This window comes from Pseudomonas sp. TKO26 (genome assembly GCF_003225665.1).
Classification (GTDB): domain Bacteria; phylum Pseudomonadota; class Gammaproteobacteria; order Pseudomonadales; family Pseudomonadaceae; genus Aquipseudomonas; species Aquipseudomonas saponiphila.
Genome location: NZ_QKLN01000002.1, coordinates 352838 through 369971, shown reverse-complemented (window position 1 = coordinate 369971; position 17134 = coordinate 352838). Strand labels below are relative to the sequence as shown.

At 62.5% G+C, this 17134-nt stretch carries 16 protein-coding genes; 9 read left to right on the top strand and 7 right to left on the bottom strand.

The genetic code is table 11. The annotated features are described in order from the left end of the window. Positions 1-22: 22 nt before the first annotated feature. From rhlB to DNK59_RS04915, 4 genes are all read left to right on the top strand, one after another. A complete protein-coding gene (gene rhlB, locus DNK59_RS04930; protein WP_092319820.1) occupies positions 23-1519 on the top strand; it encodes an ATP-dependent RNA helicase RhlB in 1497 nt (498 codons plus the stop codon). A 120-nt stretch (positions 1520-1639) separates the two neighbouring features. Beyond that, positions 1640-2593, top strand: a complete 954-nt coding sequence (locus DNK59_RS04925) for an ornithine cyclodeaminase family protein (protein ID WP_110722456.1) — start codon at positions 1640-1642, stop codon at positions 2591-2593. 34 nt (positions 2594-2627) lie between these two features. Next, complete coding sequence (locus DNK59_RS04920; protein WP_110722455.1) at positions 2628-3755, top strand: FAD-binding oxidoreductase; 1128 nt, start codon at positions 2628-2630, stop codon at positions 3753-3755. Between the two features lie 90 nt (positions 3756-3845). Next, a complete protein-coding gene (locus tag DNK59_RS04915; protein ID WP_110722454.1) occupies positions 3846-4475 on the top strand; it encodes a transcriptional regulator in 630 nt (209 codons plus the stop codon). Positions 4476-4569: 94 nt separating this feature from the next. On the opposite strand, the gene DNK59_RS04910 is transcribed toward DNK59_RS04915, so the two are convergent. The 4 genes from DNK59_RS04910 to moaC form a co-directional block, all read right to left on the bottom strand. Continuing rightward, positions 4570-5346 (bottom strand): ABC transporter substrate-binding protein, encoded by a 777-nt coding sequence (locus tag DNK59_RS04910; RefSeq protein WP_110722453.1) that lies wholly within the window; start codon positions 5344-5346, stop codon positions 4570-4572. 220 nt (positions 5347-5566) lie between these two features. Next, complete coding sequence (gene moaE, locus DNK59_RS04905) at positions 5567-6019, bottom strand: molybdopterin synthase catalytic subunit MoaE (RefSeq protein ID WP_110722452.1); 453 nt, start codon at positions 6017-6019, stop codon at positions 5567-5569. A 1-nt stretch (position 6020) separates the two neighbouring features. Further along, positions 6021-6263, bottom strand: a complete 243-nt coding sequence (locus DNK59_RS04900) for a MoaD/ThiS family protein (protein WP_110722451.1) — start codon at positions 6261-6263, stop codon at positions 6021-6023. After that, positions 6260-6733 carry a cyclic pyranopterin monophosphate synthase MoaC gene (moaC, locus tag DNK59_RS04895; RefSeq protein ID WP_110722450.1) on the bottom strand — a complete coding sequence of 158 codons (474 nt, stop codon included), beginning with the start codon at positions 6731-6733 and terminating at the stop codon, positions 6260-6262. Before moaC ends, DNK59_RS04900 begins: the two co-directional genes overlap by 4 nt. Positions 6734-6912: 179 nt before the next feature. Here moaC and DNK59_RS04890 point away from each other — a divergent pair, with 179 nt between their 5' ends. Continuing rightward, complete coding sequence (locus tag DNK59_RS04890) at positions 6913-7359, top strand: DMT family transporter (RefSeq protein ID WP_110722449.1); 447 nt, start codon at positions 6913-6915, stop codon at positions 7357-7359. Between the two features lie 9 nt (positions 7360-7368). Here the strand turns inward: DNK59_RS04890 and DNK59_RS04885 are convergent, their stop codons facing one another. The 3 genes from DNK59_RS04885 to DNK59_RS04875 all read right to left on the bottom strand — a co-directional run bounded on the left by DNK59_RS04885 (position 7369) and on the right by DNK59_RS04875 (position 11267). Then, complete coding sequence (locus tag DNK59_RS04885; protein ID WP_110722448.1) at positions 7369-8286, bottom strand: LysR substrate-binding domain-containing protein; 918 nt, start codon at positions 8284-8286, stop codon at positions 7369-7371. A gap of 115 nt (positions 8287-8401) precedes the next feature. After that, the gene (locus DNK59_RS04880; RefSeq protein WP_060837639.1) at positions 8402-9796 is read right to left on the bottom strand and encodes a PhoH family protein; all 1395 of its coding nucleotides are present in this window, start codon (positions 9794-9796) and stop codon (positions 8402-8404) included. Positions 9797-10142: 346 nt separating this feature from the next. Continuing rightward, a complete protein-coding gene (locus tag DNK59_RS04875; protein ID WP_110722447.1) occupies positions 10143-11267 on the bottom strand; it encodes a polysaccharide deacetylase family protein in 1125 nt (374 codons plus the stop codon). Positions 11268-11435: 168 nt separating this feature from the next. Here DNK59_RS04875 and yaaA point away from each other — a divergent pair, with 168 nt between their 5' ends. The 4 genes from yaaA (at position 11436) to DNK59_RS04855 (ending at position 17125) form a co-directional block, all read left to right on the top strand. Next, positions 11436-12215 carry a peroxide stress protein YaaA gene (yaaA, locus tag DNK59_RS04870; RefSeq protein ID WP_110722446.1) on the top strand — a complete coding sequence of 260 codons (780 nt, stop codon included), beginning with the start codon at positions 11436-11438 and terminating at the stop codon, positions 12213-12215. A gap of 813 nt (positions 12216-13028) precedes the next feature. Next, positions 13029-14345: a nucleotide sugar dehydrogenase gene (locus tag DNK59_RS04865; protein ID WP_092319798.1), complete on the top strand. Its 1317-nt coding sequence runs from the start codon at positions 13029-13031 to the stop codon at positions 14343-14345. Positions 14346-14439: 94 nt separating this feature from the next. Further along, on the top strand, positions 14440-15921 hold the full coding sequence (gene alg8, locus DNK59_RS04860; RefSeq protein ID WP_092319796.1) for a mannuronan synthase: 1482 nt from the start codon (positions 14440-14442) through the stop codon (positions 15919-15921). Between the two features lie 34 nt (positions 15922-15955). After that, on the top strand, positions 15956-17125 hold the full coding sequence (locus tag DNK59_RS04855) for an alginate biosynthesis protein Alg44 (RefSeq protein ID WP_092319794.1): 1170 nt from the start codon (positions 15956-15958) through the stop codon (positions 17123-17125). Positions 17126-17134: the final 9 nt, after the last annotated feature.

Below are 17134 nucleotides of genomic sequence, written 5' to 3'. Positions count from 1 at the left end.
CATTCCTTAATCAATTGATGAGATGACCGTGCTCAAAGCACTCAAGAAAATCTTCGGTAAAAGCGAGGCTGAGCCGCTCGCGCCAAGCCCCAGTGCCCCTACCCCCAGTTCCAGCAGCCGCAGTGACGGCCGTCAGCCGGAACCGAGCGCACCCGCTACCGCAGCCAAAAGAGAACCGGTGAACACACCGGCCGCCCCTTGCTCTCCCAAAGCGCCGCGCCAAGAGAAGCCCAAGGCCGAACACCCCAAACCCGAGCAGCCGCGCCGTCCGCGGGCACCCAAGCCGCCCGCCAGCACCTGGAAACTCGAAGACTTCGTGGTCGAACCCCAGGAAGGCAAGACCCGTTTCCACGACTTCAAGCTGGCACCGGAACTGATGCACGCCATCCAGGACCTGGGCTTTCCTTATTGCACGCCGATCCAGGCCCAGGTACTGGGCTATACCCTGGCGGGCAAGGACGCCATCGGCCGGGCCCAGACCGGCACCGGCAAGACCGCCGCGTTCCTGATCTCGATCATCACCCAGTTGCTGCAGACTCCGCCGCCCAAGGAGCGCTACATGGGCGAGCCGCGGGCGCTGATCATTGCCCCGACCCGGGAACTGGTGGTGCAGATCGCCAAGGACGCCGCGGCGCTGACCAAGTACACCGGCCTCAACGTCATGACCTTCGTCGGCGGCATGGACTTCGACAAACAGCTCAAGCACCTGGAAGCCCGCCACTGCGACATCCTGGTGGCCACCCCGGGCCGTCTGCTGGACTTCAACCAGCGCGGCGACGTGCACCTGGACATGGTCGAAGTGATGGTGCTGGACGAAGCCGACCGCATGCTCGACATGGGCTTCATCCCGCAGGTGCGGCAGATCATTCGCCAGACCCCGCCCAAGAGCGAACGCCAGACCCTGCTGTTCTCCGCCACCTTCACCGACGACGTGATGAACCTGGCCAAGCAATGGACCACGGACCCGGCGATTGTCGAGATCGAGGCCGAGAACGTCGCCAGCGAAAACGTCGAACAGCACATTTATGCCGTGGCCGGGGCCGACAAGTACAAGCTGCTGTACAACCTGGTCACCGACAACGGCTGGGAACGGGTCATGGTCTTCGCCAACCGCAAGGATGAAGTGCGGCGCATCGAGGAACGCCTGGTACGCGACGGCGTGAACGCCGCCCAGCTGTCCGGCGACGTGCCGCAGCACAAGCGGATCAAGACCCTGGAAGGCTTCCGCGAAGGCAAGATCCGAGTACTGGTGGCCACCGACGTGGCCGGCCGCGGCATCCATATCGACGGCATCAGCCACGTGATCAACTTCACCCTGCCGGAAGTACCGGACGACTACGTGCACCGCATCGGCCGTACCGGTCGCGCCGGGGCCGAGGGCGTGTCCATCAGCTTCGCCGGCGAGGACGACTCCTACCAGTTGCCATCGATCGAAGCCCTGCTGGGACGCAAGATCAGCTGCGAGATGCCGCCTGCCGAGCTGTTGCGCCCAGTCACGCGCAAACGCCCGCAAGCCTGATAACCGACGCACCGAAAAACGCAGCCCATCACCGGCTGCGTTTTTTTTTGCCTGGATATTGCCCGATAAAACTAAAAGTCCATAATGGACAAATTAGTTTAACTTGATGGGAGCCCTTGCATGTCCAGCACGCCCTACCTGATGGCCCGGCCCGAAGCCCGCCAGTTGCTCGCGCAAATCGACGTCCCGCAGATCCTGCGCAAACTGTTCCGCGACCTGGCCGCCGGGCTCGCCGTGCAGCCGGCGCAACAACTGGTGGAATTTCCCCAGGGCGCCGGCGACTTCATCAACTACCTGGGCGTGCTGGCTGAAGATCGTGTGTATGGGGTCAAGACTTCACCCTATATCGTCCGCGCCGAAGGTCCGCTGGTTACCGCCTGGACCCTGCTGATGTCCATGGACAGCGGCCAGCCGCTGCTGCTGTGCGACGCCGCCGAACTGACCACCGCACGCACCGCCGCCACCACGGCGGTCGCCGTCGAGGCACTGGCCACGCCCGAGGCCCGACACCTGACAATCATCGGCAGCGGCGCGGTGGCCCAGGCGCACCTGCACTATGTGAAAGACCTGCGCCAATGGCAGAGCATCCGCCTCTATTCCCCAAGCCTGGCGAGTAAGCCCGCCGAGGAGCTTGCACAGCTCCAAGCCCTCGACCCACGCCTGCAACTGGTTCCCGGGCTGGAAGCAGCCGTCGAAGACGCCGACGTGATCATGCTCTGCACTTCGTCTGCCGGGCCGGTGATCGACCCGCGCCGCCTCGGCAAGCCGGCGCTGATCACCTCCATCAGCACCAACGCGCCACGGGCCCATGAAGTACCGCCCGCCACCCTGCCGGAGCTGCAGGTCTACTGCGACTACCGGCGCACCACCCCAGGCTCGGCCGGAGAAATGCTGATCGCCGGCGAACAGCACGGCTGGGACAGCGCGACGATCCTCGGCGACCTGCCGGAGCTGCTGAGCAACCAGGCGCAACGCCCCAGCGCCGAGCGCCATGTGTTCTTCCGCTCCATTGGCCTGGGCCTGGAGGACATCGCCCTGGCCAACGCCCTGTACCGCCTGCAGCGCCAGCCATAAGCACCTGTCACCTGCATTTTTTCCGGAGTTATCAATGACCCAGGCAGACTTCATCATCATCGGCGGCGGTATCGCCGGGGCCTCCACCGGTTACTGGCTGTCGCGCCACGGCCGGGTCATCGTGCTGGAACGCGAGTCGCACCCGGCCTACCACTCCACCGGCCGCTCCGCCGCGCTCTACACCGCCGCCTATGGCACGGCCCAGGTGCGCGCCCTGACCCTGGCCAGCCGGGACTTCTTCGACCAGCCCCCCGAAGGCTTCTGCGAACACCCGCTGCTGACACCGCGGGGTGAAATGACCGTGGACTTCACCGGCGATCCCACCGAGTTGAACAGCCAATACCTGAGCGCCAAGGCCACGGTGCCGGAGATGCAACTGCTCAATGCAGACCAAGCCTGCGCTCGTCTGCCGATCCTGCGCCGCGAAAAGGTCCACGGCGCCCTCTACGACCCCAGTGCCAGCGATATCGACACCGACGCCCTGCACCAGGGCTACCTGCGGGGCATTCGCCGCCATCAGGGCCAGGTCTATACCGACCATGAAGTGCTGGGGTTGCGCCGCGATGAACAAGGGCTGTGGCAGGTCCAGACCAGCGGCCAGACCTTCAGCGCCCCGCTGCTGATCAACGCCGCCGGGGCCTGGGCCGACCAGATAGGCGCCCTGGCTGGCGCGCGCGCCCTGGGCCTGCAACCCAAGCGCCGCGCCGCGTTCATTTTTGCCGGCCCGGAAGGGGTCGATATTCACCAGTGGCCGATGCTGGTGAGCCTCGACGAATCCTTCTACATGAAGCCCGATGCCGGCATGTTCCTCGGCTCGCCGGCCAACGCCGACCCGGTCGAGCCCCATGATGTGCAGCCCGAGGAGTTGGACATTGCCCTGGGCATCTACCAGATCGAAGAAGCCACCACCCTGAGCATCCGCCGCCCGACTCGGACCTGGGCCGGCCTGCGCAGCTTTGTCAGCGACGGTGATCTGCTGGCCGGTTTCGATCCACAGGTGCCCGGGCTGTTCTGGGTCGCCGGGCAAGGCGGCTACGGCATCCAGACCTCCCCGGCCATGGGCCAGGCCAGCGCCGCCCTGGTACGAGGCCAGCCACTGCCGGAACAGCTGACCCGCTTCGGCCTCACGCCCGCCATGCTGTCCCCTGCCCGCCTTGGCTGAAACCACCCTTGGGATGACGTGCCCCAGCGATTGCGGCACACTCCCTGCGCCCGCTGACGGCGGGCGCCGATGCCGCCCGGAGTAAGACCCATGACCTCACCCGCGAAGGACCCCGCCCTGGACAATTTCCGGGCGATAGCCGATGCCATTGCCACACTGTTTTTCCCTCACGCCGAGGTGGTGCTCCACGACCTGCGCACGCAGAAGATCGACTACATCGCCAACAACCTGTCCAAGCGCGAAGTGGGCGACGATGCGGCTCTGGAAGACCTGCTCAGTGGCGACAGCAGTGAGCGCAACATCGGCCCCTATGAAAAGCTCAACTGGGACGGGCAGAAGATCCGCAGCCTGAGCAGCGTGCTGCGCGACAGCCACGGCCAGCCAATGGCAGTGCTGTGCATCAACCTGAATATTTCCCTGTTCGAAAACGCCAAGGCGGCGCTGGACCTGTTTCTCTCGCCGAGCAAGCTGATTCCCCAGCCCGACTCGCTGTTTCGTGATGACTGGCAAGAGCGCATCAACACCTTCCTGCACAACTGGCTGCGCGAACGCCAGCTGGGCCTGAACCTGCTGACCCGCGACCACAAGCGCGAACTGGTACTGGCGCTGCACGCCGAGGGTGCCTTCAAGGGCAAGAGCGCCTCCAACTACGTGGCCAACGTGCTGAACATGGGCCGGGCCACGGTGTACAAGCACCTGAAGGAATTGAAGGAACAGTAAAGGTTCACGAGCGAGCTCGCTCCTACAGGGGACGAGGCCATTTCCGTAGGAGCGAGCTCGCTCGCGAAGGCGTCCTCAAGAACGCCAAACAGCCTCAATCCCCATAAATATCCGACTTGAAGTACTTGGCCTGGATCCTCTGATATTCGCCCTTGGCGCGAATCTCATCGATGGCCTTGTTCAACTCGCCCACCAGTTCACTGTTGCCCTTGCGCACCGCGATCCCCGCGCCCTCGCCAACATACTTCGGATCTTTCAACTCAGGCCCGACAAAGGCGTAGTCGGCGCCCCGTGGCATCGACAGGAAATCATCCAGGGGAATGGTGTCGGCGAAGATCGCGTCCAGGCGCCCGGCCGCCAGGTCCATGTAGATCTCTTCGTTGTTGCTGTAGCGCACCACCTTGATGCCCTTGGGCTCGAAGACTTCCGTCGCGAAGCGATCAGTGGTGGTAGAACGCTGCACACCCACGGTCTTGCCCTTGAGGCTGGCGTACTGGTCATCCACCACCGCGCCCTTCTTCATCACCAGGCGCGACGAGGTGAAGTAGTACTTGTGGGTGAAATCCACCGATTTGCGGCGTTCCGCGGTAATGGTCATGGAAGACAGCGCAGCGTCGATCTTCTTCACTTTCAACGAAGGGATCAGGCCGTCGAACTCGCCCTCGATCCACTCGCACTTGACCTGCATCTGCGCGCACAAGGCATTGCCGATGTCGTAATCGAAACCGCCGATCTTGCCGTCGGCGGTCTTGAAGGCGAACGGCGGATACGCCGCCTCGATGCCCAGGCGCAGGGTTTTCTCGGCAGCCATCAGGCTGCTGCACGCCAACAGGCTCAAGGCCAGGCCACTGATGAGGGGGAATTTTTTCATGTTCGTTCTCTCGCGGGTTGTTGTTGGTTTGGCAAGACAGAAGGAAGAGGTGAAACGGAAGGACACTGTATTTGTACTTGTAAATCCATACTGGACTTTTACGTACATATCGTCAACGGCGCGCGCAGCGACTTGTCCCCAGCGGTCGGCGGGAACAGTCGCAGTCGATTGAAGGTTGGATTGCGGCGGGCTCAGGCCCCGCCGACAAGCATCAGGGGGATTACTCGCTCCAGCGCTCGGCCGCGGCGTGGTCACTGTCGCGGCCCTCGACCCAACGCGGGCCGTCGACGGTGTTTTCCTTTTTCCAGAATGGCGCACGGGTCTTCAGGTAGTCCATGACAAAGGCACAGGCATCAAAGGCTGCCTGACGATGGGCACTGGCCGCGCCGACGAAGACAATGGGCTCGCCCGGCTCCAGGGCGCCAATGCGGTGCAGCACCTCCAGTTGTAACAGCGGCCAGCGCTGTTGGGCTTCGGCCGCGATCTTGCCCAAGGCCTTTTCGGTCATGCCCGGATAGTGCTCAAGGAACATGCCATGGACATCCTGGCCGTCATTGAAGTCGCGCACGTAACCGACAAAGCTGACCACCGCGCCGACGCCGGTATCGGCGGCGTGCATGGCGTTGACTTCGGCGCCGGGATCGAAGGCCGCTGATTGCACACGGATCGCCATCTCAGCCTCCGGTCACGGTGGGGAAGAATGCTACTTCATCGCCGTCCGCCAGGGGCTCGTCCAACTGGCACAGCTCTTCGTTGCGAGCGCACATCAGGTTCTGTTCGGCCAATACGCTGGCGCCCTCGCGGGACAGCAGCGCCTGGCGCACATCGTCGACACAGGCAAAGTCACCCTCGACAAGCAGGCCATCGAGCCCCAGGACCTCACGGTAACGGGCAAAGAACTTCACCGAGATCTTCATGCGTCAGCCACCCGGTATTCGCCGCTCTTGCCACCGGTTTTCTCCAGCACCCGCACGCCTTCGATGGTCATGCCGCGGTCCACGGCCTTGCACATGTCATAGATCGTCAGCGCGGCGACACTGGCCGCGGTCAACGCCTCCATCTCCACCCCGGTCTGCCCGGACAGCTTGCAGCGGGCCACGATGCGCACGCTGTCCTCGCCTTCGGCGCTGAGTTCGACCTTGACGCTGGTGAGCATCAGCGGATGGCACAGAGGAATCAGGTCGCTGGTCTTCTTCGCCGCCTGGATCCCGGCGATGCGGGCCACGGCAAATACGTCGCCCTTGGGGTGACCGCCACTGACGATCATCTGCAGGGTTTGCGGGAGCATGCGCACCCGCGCTTCGGCCGCCGCCTCGCGAAAGGTCACGGCCTTGTCGGTGACGTCGACCATATTGGCGCGCCCTTGGGAATCGAGATGAGTCAGCACGGCGTTACTCCTGATCAGGTGGGCCGATTGTAAACCTGCGGGTCAATTTTTCGCACGGGGCATCTGCCCGCGCCAACCAGCAATCAGCCCGACGAATATCCCGCATCAGAACAACGAATTGGAGCCAGGCGGCGGATAAACGTACAACAGCGCCAACGTCCAAAAAAGGAAGTCGCGCCATGGCCTTGTTCGTTTCGATCCTGCTCAGCCTGCTCGCCGGTTTCGCCGTGCCCCTCCAAGCCGGGACCAACGCCCGCCTGGGTACCCTGCTGGGGCACCCGCTGTGGGCCACCGGTGTGTCGCTGCTGGTCAGCCTGTTGGTGCTGGGGGTCCTGCTGCTGTTCATCAAAGTGCCCAAGCCCAATCTCATGGCCGCGCTGCAAGGTCCATGGTGGATCTGGATGGGCGGCCTGGCCGGGGTGCTCTACATCACCGTCGCGCTATTGATGGCGCCGCGTCTGGGGGCGTTGAACTTCATCATGGTGGTGATCATCGGCCAGTTGCTGATCTCGCTGATCATCGACCACTTCGGGCTGGTGGGGCTGCCACGCAAGGACATCAGCCTGCAGAAGCTGATCGGCGTGCTGGTAGTGATCGGCGGCTTCGTCATTACTACCCGTGGCTGAGACGCCGCCTCAGCCACGGGCCACGCTGGCCAGCCTGACCTGCTCACGCAACCAGCGATGCGCCAGGTCATCGCTGAAACGCGAATGCCAGATCTGCACGAACTTGAAGGGCGCAATGCTCAACGGCGGGGTCAAGCGCAGCAGTCCCTGCTGCAGCGGGATCTCGTCCAGGGTGCGGCCGGCCACGGTGAGGATCAGGTCGGTGCCGCGGATCAGGTTCGGCGCCGCCCCCCAATGCGGCACGCTGACCGCAATCTGCCGCTGCAGGCCTTCGTCTGCCAGGCACTGATCGACCTCCCCGTTGAAGCAACCGTCCATCGACACCTGCAAATGAGGGCGCGCCAGATAGGTGCTCAAGTCCAGGCGTTGCTCCGCGCCCAAGGTGCTGCCATCCACCAGGCAAGAGAACGTCTCTTCAAACAGCACCTCCTTGGCGATCTCCACGCCGAGGCTGGGAAACACCCCCAGGGCCAGGTCGATCTGGCCCTGGGCAATCTGCTCGGACATCTCGTGACGGCTGCCCTGGGTCACCACCAAGCGCATCAATGGCGCCTCGCCCCGCAGGCGCACCAGCAACCGGGGAAGGACGATGGCCGCCGCGTAATCCGACATCGCCAAATGAAAGATCCGCTGGGAAGTGGCTGGGTCGAAGTCCAGGGATTTGCCGAGCAAAGTCTCGATCTGGCTGAGAATCTCCTTGAGGGGCGCCTGCAGGCTGCGGGCCAGCGGGCTGAGCAGCACCTCGTTGCCCTGGCGGATCAGCAGCGGATCATCCAGTAGCAGCCGCAGCTTGCCCAGGGAATGACTGATGGCCGGCTGGCTCAGGTGCAGGCGCTCGCCGGTGCGGGTCACGTGTTTTTCCGTCAGCAAGGCATCGAGGATTACCAGCAGATTCAGGTCGATATTGCGCAAGGAAACGCGGGTCATCCGGTGTTTTCCAACTGGGGAATGCTCGGCGGCGGGAGTGCAGGATAACCCGTTGCCAGGGCCCGGATGCAAAACGGGCGACCCGAAGGCCGCCCGTGCTGGAAGGTAATTGCAGTTACAGGTGGCTCTCCGCGTACTCCGCCAGGATCGAGCGCGGCACCCCTTGCAGGGTGATGTGCACGCCGTTGGGGAAGTCCTTGAAGCGTTCGGTGAGGTAGGTCAGGCCCGAGCTCGTGGCCGACAGGTAAGGGGTATCGATCTGTGCCAGGTTGCCCAGGCACACCACTTTGGAACCGGCGCCGGCACGGGTGATGATGGTCTTCATCTGGTGCGGGGTGAGGTTCTGGCATTCGTCGATCAGGATCAGGCTCTGCTGGAAGCTGCGACCGCGGATGTAGTTCAGGGATTTGAACTGCAACGGCACCTTGCTGAGGATGTAGTCGACGCTGCCGTGGGTGTTCTCGTCGTCCATGTGCAGGGCTTCGAGGTTGTCGGTAATGGCACCCAGCCAGGGTTCCATCTTCTCCGCCTCGGTGCCCGGCAGGAAGCCGATCTCCTGGTCCAGCCCCTGCACGCTGCGGGTGGCGATGATGCGCCGGTAGCGCTTGCTGACCATGGTCTGCTCGATGGCCGCGGCCAGGGCCAGGATGGTCTTGCCGGAGCCGGCGGCGCCGGACAGGTTGACCAGGTGGATGTCCGGGTCGAGCAGCGCGTACAGCGCTAGGCCCTGGTAGATGTCACGCGGTTTCAGGCCCCAGGCTTCCTGGTGCAACAGGGGTTCCTGATGCAGGTCGAGGATCAGCAGCACATCGGCGCGGATTTCCTTGATCCAGCCGACAAAGCCCTGTTCATCGATGATGAATTCGTTGATATGCACCGCCGGCAGGTTGTCGATCAACTGCACCTGGTGCCAGGTGCGGCCGTGATCCTGACGGGTTTCCACCTTGCTCACGCGGTCCCAGAACGAGCCGCTCATGTTGTGGAAGCCATTGGGCAGCAGGGACACGTCGTCCACCAGCTGGTCGGTGCTGTAGTCCTCGGCGGCGATCCCGCAGGCCCGTGCCTTGAGGCGCATGTTGATGTCTTTGGTCACCAGCACCACGGGCAGGTCCTTGTTGCGCGCGTGCAGGTCGATCAGCTGGTTGATGATGATGTTGTCGTTGAGGTTCTCCGGCAACAGGCTATTGGGCTCGTTGCGCTTGCTCATCAGGATCGACAGCAAGCCCTTGGGCCCGCTCTTGCCACGCTGGATCGGCACCCCCAGCTCGACGTCCTCGGGCGAGGCCTCGCCCAGGGTCTTGTCGATCAGGCGGATCGCCTGGCGGCATTCGGCGGCCACGCTGTGATGCCCGCTCTTGAGCTTGTCCAGCTCTTCGAGGACGGTCATGGGAATGGCGACGTGGTGTTCTTCGAAATTCAGTAAGGCGTTGGGATCGTGAATCAATACATTGGTATCGAGTACATAAAGGATTGGCTGGTTGGAAGAAGAGCTACGTCCGTGGTCATCCATACTCGGTCACCTTATGTGGGAGCCAGTCGACGCAATACCATGGGGTATCGCGCCTCGAATGACCACCGAATTCACCCGCGAGGGTTCAGGTGGCCTGCACACACAAGGAGTCTTGGGAGACGCCACCTGTGTCGCAGGTTTCGGCGGTCTGAGTTCGTAATACTCCAAAAACCGTGACAGGAAAACGCACTTTGACGCTTTTTTGATGTTTATTTTTCAGAGTGACGAAAAGCCCTTGGCGCACTGCCCGCTCACCGTTAAAGTCGAAAGTCCGCCCGCCTCGAAATCCCGCAAAAATCCGCCCCCTTTACAGCCCACACCCCGTGTTTCCGGGCCTTTGGCGCTTTCAGCGAAATGCATCCTGGCAGTCTTCCCAACCGATGCCGCTCTGCGCGGTCTGCGCCAGCAACCAGGGCAGGCTGGTCTTGACCCCGTCCTGTTTGGCATTGAAGGCAATCACCCCGCGCCGCCACAGCAGCATCAGGGTCAGCACCCGTTGGCCACTGTCCTCGGCCTTGAGCTTGCCGGGGCCGTCCTGGGCGTCGATGTCCCACAGCGCCACCTGCATGCCCTGGGCATTGAAGAAACCCTCGGCGTCGGCGCGACGCTGGCCAAGGGGCGGGCGGAACAGCGGCACGTAGTTTTCCGGCAGCTTGCTCTTCACCAGATCAGCGCTGCGCTGGATCGAATACTGCCAGTCCTGCCAGTGGCTGTGGGAGCGGAACTCCCAGCCCTGGACCCCAACGCACTGGCGGGAATACAGCGACTGCAGGCTGGCCACCGAGGCCTTGTCGAGACGGTTCTGGATGTCGTTGCCAAGCACGAAGAAGGTGCCGCTGAGATTGGCCTTGCGCAGGTAATGGGTGAGCCAGGGGGTATTGTCCGGTGCCAGGTTGGCGGCGCTGTCGAAAGTCAGCAGGAACAGCCGGTCATTGAGTTCGTCGCCATTGCGCTCGTAGTCGCCGAAACGCAGCACCTCGCTGCTGGTCTGCGGTGACAGCGCCGCCTTGCGCAGCAACTCATCCAGGTACTGCTCATGGAAGCTGCGGCTGGGTTCGCCCCAGCGGGCGTAGTAGGAATCCTCGCCGAGCTGGAACTTGCCGGCCTGCTTGCGCAACTGCTGCATGTTTTCCACCAGGAAACAGAACGAAGCGTCCTGATCGCAGCTCTGCTGGGCGAAGTTGTAGTTCTCCAGCAGGCGTGCCCAGAGATGCTCGCGCAGCTCAAAGATCGCCGCCATGTTGATCATGCGCAGGCCCAGACGCTGTTTGAGCGAGGCCTCGTCCCAGGCCTCGCTGACCAGCAGGGCACGGGCGAAGGTGAGGATCTCGGCCCGCGAGGCGACGTCGAACAGGGTCGGATTGTCGAGTTTTTCCGGCCAGGTGCTGCGATCCAGGGTCGCCGGATCATTGGGCGCCGCCAGCACGCTGACACTCAGTAGCCAGGCCGAGAACAGTAACGCGATACGCAAAAGGGATGCCTCCAGAACAAAACCCGCGCGGCACTATAGCCGATCCGCCGGGCAACAAAGGCATCCCTAGCCACAACCGGCATCAGCCACGCGTCAGCTATCGCCTTGATAGGTGGAGTCCCGGCGCCCGAGCCCCTAGAATCCCCCGACGCTTAAAGGAGACGCCCCATGCTGATGGTGATTTCACCCGCCAAGACCCTCGATTATGAAACGCCGCCGGTCATCCAGCGCTTTACCCAGCCGCAATACCTCGACCACTCCCAGGAACTGATCCAGCAACTGCGGGAACTGAGCCCGGCGCAAATCAGCGAACTGATGCACGTGTCGGACAAGATCGGCGGCCTGAATGCCGCGCGCTTCGGCAGCTGGACACCGGCCTTCACCCCGGACAACGCCAAGCAGGCGCTGCTGGCGTTCAAGGGCGACGTCTACACCGGACTCAACGCCGAAACCTTGAGCGAAGCGGACTTCGACTACGCCCAGCAGCACCTGCGCATGCTCTCCGGCCTCTACGGCCTGCTGCGCCCCCTGGACCTGATGCAACCCTACCGCCTGGAAATGGGCACCAAGCTGGCCAATGCCCGGGGCAAGGACCTGTACGCCTTCTGGGGCACCCGCATCAGTGAATGGCTGAACGAGGCCCTGGCCGAGCAAGGCGACGACCTGCTGCTGAACCTGGCTTCCAACGAGTACTTCTCGGCGGTCAAGCGCACGGCCCTGAACGCGCGGATCATCAACACCGAGTTCAAGGACCTGAAGAACGGCCAGTACAAGATCATCAGCTTCTACGCCAAGAAGGCCCGGGGCCTGATGAGCCGTTTCGTCATCCAGGAACGCATCAACGACCCCGCCCAGCTCAAGCAATTCGACGTCCAGGGCTACCGCTTCAGCGCGGAGCAATCCAAGGCCGACAACCTGGTATTCCTGCGCGACCACGCAACGGAATAAAGCGTTCCCCTGCCGCGCTCGTTGCCACCCGGCGAGCGCGCCAGAATGTGATCACCCGCACATTCCCCGCCTTCAATCAGCCATTTTTTTGGCGCCATAGAACTTTCCGCGTTTTCCATAACTTTTCTTTCACTCGACAAGAGTGATTTTTTTCAGTAGTGGCACCACTTTTTTTATTCGGTAGTGGCACAAAACTATCTCCTCAGTTCAACTCCCCACAACTAAAGGCCCAAACCTTAAGTGCTATCAATTTGAAAGCAGTGCCATCTTTCTCAATATTTCGAGAAATTTCGCAAAACAGGATGAGCGGGCCGGAACTATGCCCGCAGACACCGCTCATACCACCGGTAACGATTCTCAACGAGTTTGTAAGAGATGACTTACACCGGCTCAAGACAAACTAATCAAGTTGCAAAATTGGTTTGACCAATGAGTCACAAACATTAACTAAAGGGTAAACAACAGGAGATAAGGCACCACAACTATCCCCTAACGAGCCAAGGAACAGCTGGCCTTCAAGGACCGTGAAAATCAACTGAAAAGCCCGCAATACGCGGCTTTCAGCCATCCAAAGGATAGCGGATGGTTTTTCTCGCGAACCCTGCAGCAGGAGCCGCCGGCAACAATCAAGGGCAAACCAGAACAACAAGGATCGGTTGCGCACACTTGAGTGCACTTATTCAGACACTCGGAAATTAGTCTGCCTGCACGCGGCACTACAACGTACTTCGTTGTACTTCCGAGTGCGCAAAAACAGCTGGCAAACATTAACTCCGGCCATCTAATGGCGTGAATAACACAGAGGTAAATGCGATGCGCATCAGCATATTCGGTTTGGGTTACGTCGGCGCAGTCTGTGCCGGTTGCCTGTCCGCACGGGGCCATGAAGTGGTTGGCGTAGATATTTCGAAAGAGAAGATCGACCTGATCAACGCCGGTAAATCGCCGATTGTTGAACCGGGTCTGGGTGAACTTCTGGCGCAAGGCATCCAGACCGCTCGTCTGCGCGGCACCACCAATTTCGCCGAAGCCATCCGTGATACCGACCTATCGATGATCTGCGTCGGCACCCCGAGCAAGAAGAACGGCGACCTGGAACTGGACTACATCGAATCGGTGTGCCGCGAGATCGGTTTCGTCCTGCGCGACAAGACCACCCGCCACACCATCGTGGTGCGCAGCACGGTGCTGCCGGGCACGGTGAAGAACGTGGTGATCCCGATTCTCGAAGACTGCTCGGGCAAGCAGGCCGGGGTGGATTTCGGCGTCGCGGTGAACCCCGAGTTCCTGCGCGAAAGCACCGCGATCAAGGACTACGACTTCCCACCCATGACCGTGATCGGCCAGTTCGACCAGGCCTCCGGCGATGTGCTGCAAGCGCTGTACGAAGAGCTCGACGCGCCGATCATCCGCAAGGACATCGAAGTCGCCGAGATGATCAAGTACACCTGCAACGTCTGGCACGCGACCAAGGTCACCTTCGCCAACGAGATCGGCAACATCGCCAAGGCCGTGGGCGTCGACGGCCGTGAAGTGATGGACGTGGTCTGCCAGGACAAGACCCTCAACCTGTCCCAGTACTACATGCGCCCGGGCTTCGCCTTCGGCGGCTCCTGCCTGCCCAAGGACGTGCGCGCCCTGACCTACCGCGCCGGCGCCCTGGACGTCGAGGCGCCGCTGCTCAACTCGCTGATGCGCAGCAACGAATCCCAGGTACAGAACGCCTTCGACATCGTCGAAAGCCACGACAAGCGCAAGGTCGCCCTGCTCGGCCTGAGCTTCAAGGCCGGCACCGACGACCTGCGCGAGAGCCCGCTGGTGGAACTGGCGGAAATGCTCATCGGCAAGGGCTTCGACCTGAGCATCTACGACAGCAACGTCGAATACGCCCGGGTCCACGGCGCCAACCGCGACTACATCGAGTCGAAGATCCCCCACGTCTCATCCCTGCTCAACTCGGACTTCGACGCCGTGATCGACAACTCCGACCTGATCATCCTCGGCAACCGCGACGAGAAGTTCCGCGCCCTGGCCGAAGACGTGCCCCACGGCAAGCAGGTCATCGACCTGGTGGGCTTCATGTCCAAGGCCACCAGCGCCAATGGCCGTACCGAAGGCATCTGCTGGTAAGGCAGCGGCAAGCTTCGAGACTCCAGCCGCAAGTGAGAGCACCGCGCTTGAAGCTTGCGGCTTGGAGCTTGCAACTGATTTTAGGACTTCGATTATGCACAGGCTAAAGCACGGCCTGCTTCAGGCCGCCGGTTGGCTGTTTTACTTGAGTTTGCTGATGGGCATGGCCTTGCTGCTGCCCGCGTCGACTTTCGACTCGCAATCCAAGGACTTCATTTTCCTGATTGGCGCCGTGGGCATCTGGCGCTACTCCATGGGCGCCACGCACTTCGTGCGCGGCATGCTGTTTCTCTACGTGGTCTACCCGCACCTGCGGCGCAAGGTGCGCAAGCTCGGCAGCGCGGCCGATCCGTCCCACGTGTTCCTGATGGTCACCAGCTTTCGCATCGACGCGCTGACCACCGCCCAGGTCTACGGCTCGGTGATCCGCGAAGCCATCGACTGCGGCTTCCCCACCACCGTGGTCTGCTCGATCGTGGAGATGTCCGACGAGTTGCTGGTGAAAAGCCTGTGGGCGCGGATGAACCCGCCGCAGCGGGTCAAGCTGGACTTCGTGCGCATTCCCGGCACCGGCAAGCGTGACGGCCTGGCCTTCGGTTTCCGCGCCATCTCCCGGCACCTGCCGGACAACCGCGCGGTGGTGGCGGTGATCGACGGCGACACCGTGCTCGGCGAAGGCGTGGTGCGCAAGACCGTGCCCTGGTTCCAGCTGTTCGACAACGTCGGCGGCCTGACCACCAACGAATTCTGCGAAGTGCGCGGCGGCTACGTGATGAGCCAATGGCACAAGCTGCGCTTCGCCCAGCGCCACATCAACATGTGCTCCATGGCCCTGTCCAAGCGGGTGCTGACCATGACCGGACGCATGTCGGTATTTCGCGCCACCGTGGTCACCGACCCCGACTTCATCGCCGACGTCGAAAGCGACTCCCTGCAGCACTGGCGCCTGGGCCGCTTCAAGTTCCTCACCGGCGACGACAAGTCCAGCTGGTACAGCCTGATGCGCCTGGGCTACGACACCTTCTACGTGCCCGACGCGGCGATCAACACCGTGGAACACCCGCCGGAGAAGAGCTTCATCAAGGCCAGCCGCAAGCTGATGTTCCGCTGGTACGGCAACAACCTGCGGCAGAACGCCCGGGCCCTGGGGCTGGGGATCAAACGCCTGGGGCTGTTCACCAGCGTGGTGCTGTTCGACCAGCGGGTGTCGATGTGGACCTCGCTGCTGGGCCTGACCGTGGCCATCATCGCCAGCGTCAAGTACGGCACCGCCTTCATCCTCGCCTACCTGCTGTGGATCGGTATCACCCGCCTGATCCTGACCCTGCTGCTGTCCTGTTCGGGGCACCGCATCGGCCCGGCCTACCCGCTGATTCTCTATTACAACCAGATCGTCGGCGCGCTGGTGAAGATCTACGTGTTCTTCCGCCTCGACCAGCAATCCTGGACCCGCCAGGACACCAAGCTGACCCGCGATCTGGCCAGTTTTCAACGTTGGTTCAACACCTGGTCGTCTCGAACCATGACCTTCTCCGCCGGCAGCGTGTTCGTCGCCGCCCTGCTGCTGATGGTCTGAACCGCCTGCCCGAATTGATTAGGAAATCGACTCTATGAACACCGCCGTGAACGTCAACGTAGTGCATGAATCCGAAGCCCAGCGCCAGCACGCCCGGGTCAAGATCCCGGCCAAGCTGCGCTTCTTCGGGACCGAAGCCAAACCGCTGGAAGTGCGGATCCACGATCTCTCCGCCGGCGGCCTGAGCTTCAACGCCGGGCAGCAGATGCTGAGCATCGGCTCGGTGCATAAGGGCCGCCTGCAGTTCGTCATCGACAACCTCGGCCTGGCCATGGACGTGGAGCTGCAGATCCGCTCCTTCGACCGCCAGAGCGGCCGCGTCGGCTGCCAGTTCCAGAACCTGGAACCCCAGGACATCTCCACCCTGCGCCACCTGATCACCTCGCACCTGGCCGGCGACATCGTCAGCATGGGCGACGTGCTCGCCACCCTGCAGCGCGACAACTTCACCAAGGCGCGCAAGACCAAGGACAGCGGCAGTGGCATGACCCCACTGGGCCGGCTGCGGGCGGTAACCTTCAGCGCCGGGATCTTCATCGTTGGCCTGGCCGCCTTCGGCTTCGTGCTCAAGTCGGTGTACGGCATGACCTTCGTCAGCCACGCCCAGGCCGGGCTGGTCAACGTGCCGGGGATGAACGTCACCATGCCCCGCGATGGCACCGTGCAAAGCCTGGTGCAGGTCGATGGCGCCGTGGCCAAGGGCGCGCCCCTGGCCAGCTTCAGCACCAGCATGCTCGACGTGCTCAAGGGCCACCTGGACGAAAACCAGCTGCAACCGGCCAAGGTCGAGGAACTGTTCGGCAAGCAGATGACCGGCACCCTGACCTCCCCCTGCGACTGCACCGTGGCCCAGCAACGGGTGGCCGACGGTCAGTACGCGAGCAAGGGCGACGTGATCTTCCAACTGGTGCCCCGCAACAGCCAGGCCAACGTCGAGGCGCGCTTCTCCTATCGCCAGTTTGGCGACGTGCGCCCGGGCACCCAGGTCAACTTCCAGATCGCCGGCGAGGATGAAGTACGCACCGGCACCATCGTCAGCAGCACCAGCCTCAACAGCGATGACCTGTCCTCCGACATCCGCGTGCAGATCAAGCCCGACGCGCCCCTGAGCAGCGCCTTCGCCGGGCGCCCGGTGGAAGTCAGCAGCGACCGCGGTCCCTCGCTGAACTGGCTGATCGACAAAGCCATGGCCGCCGGTCTCTGAGCGGAGGAC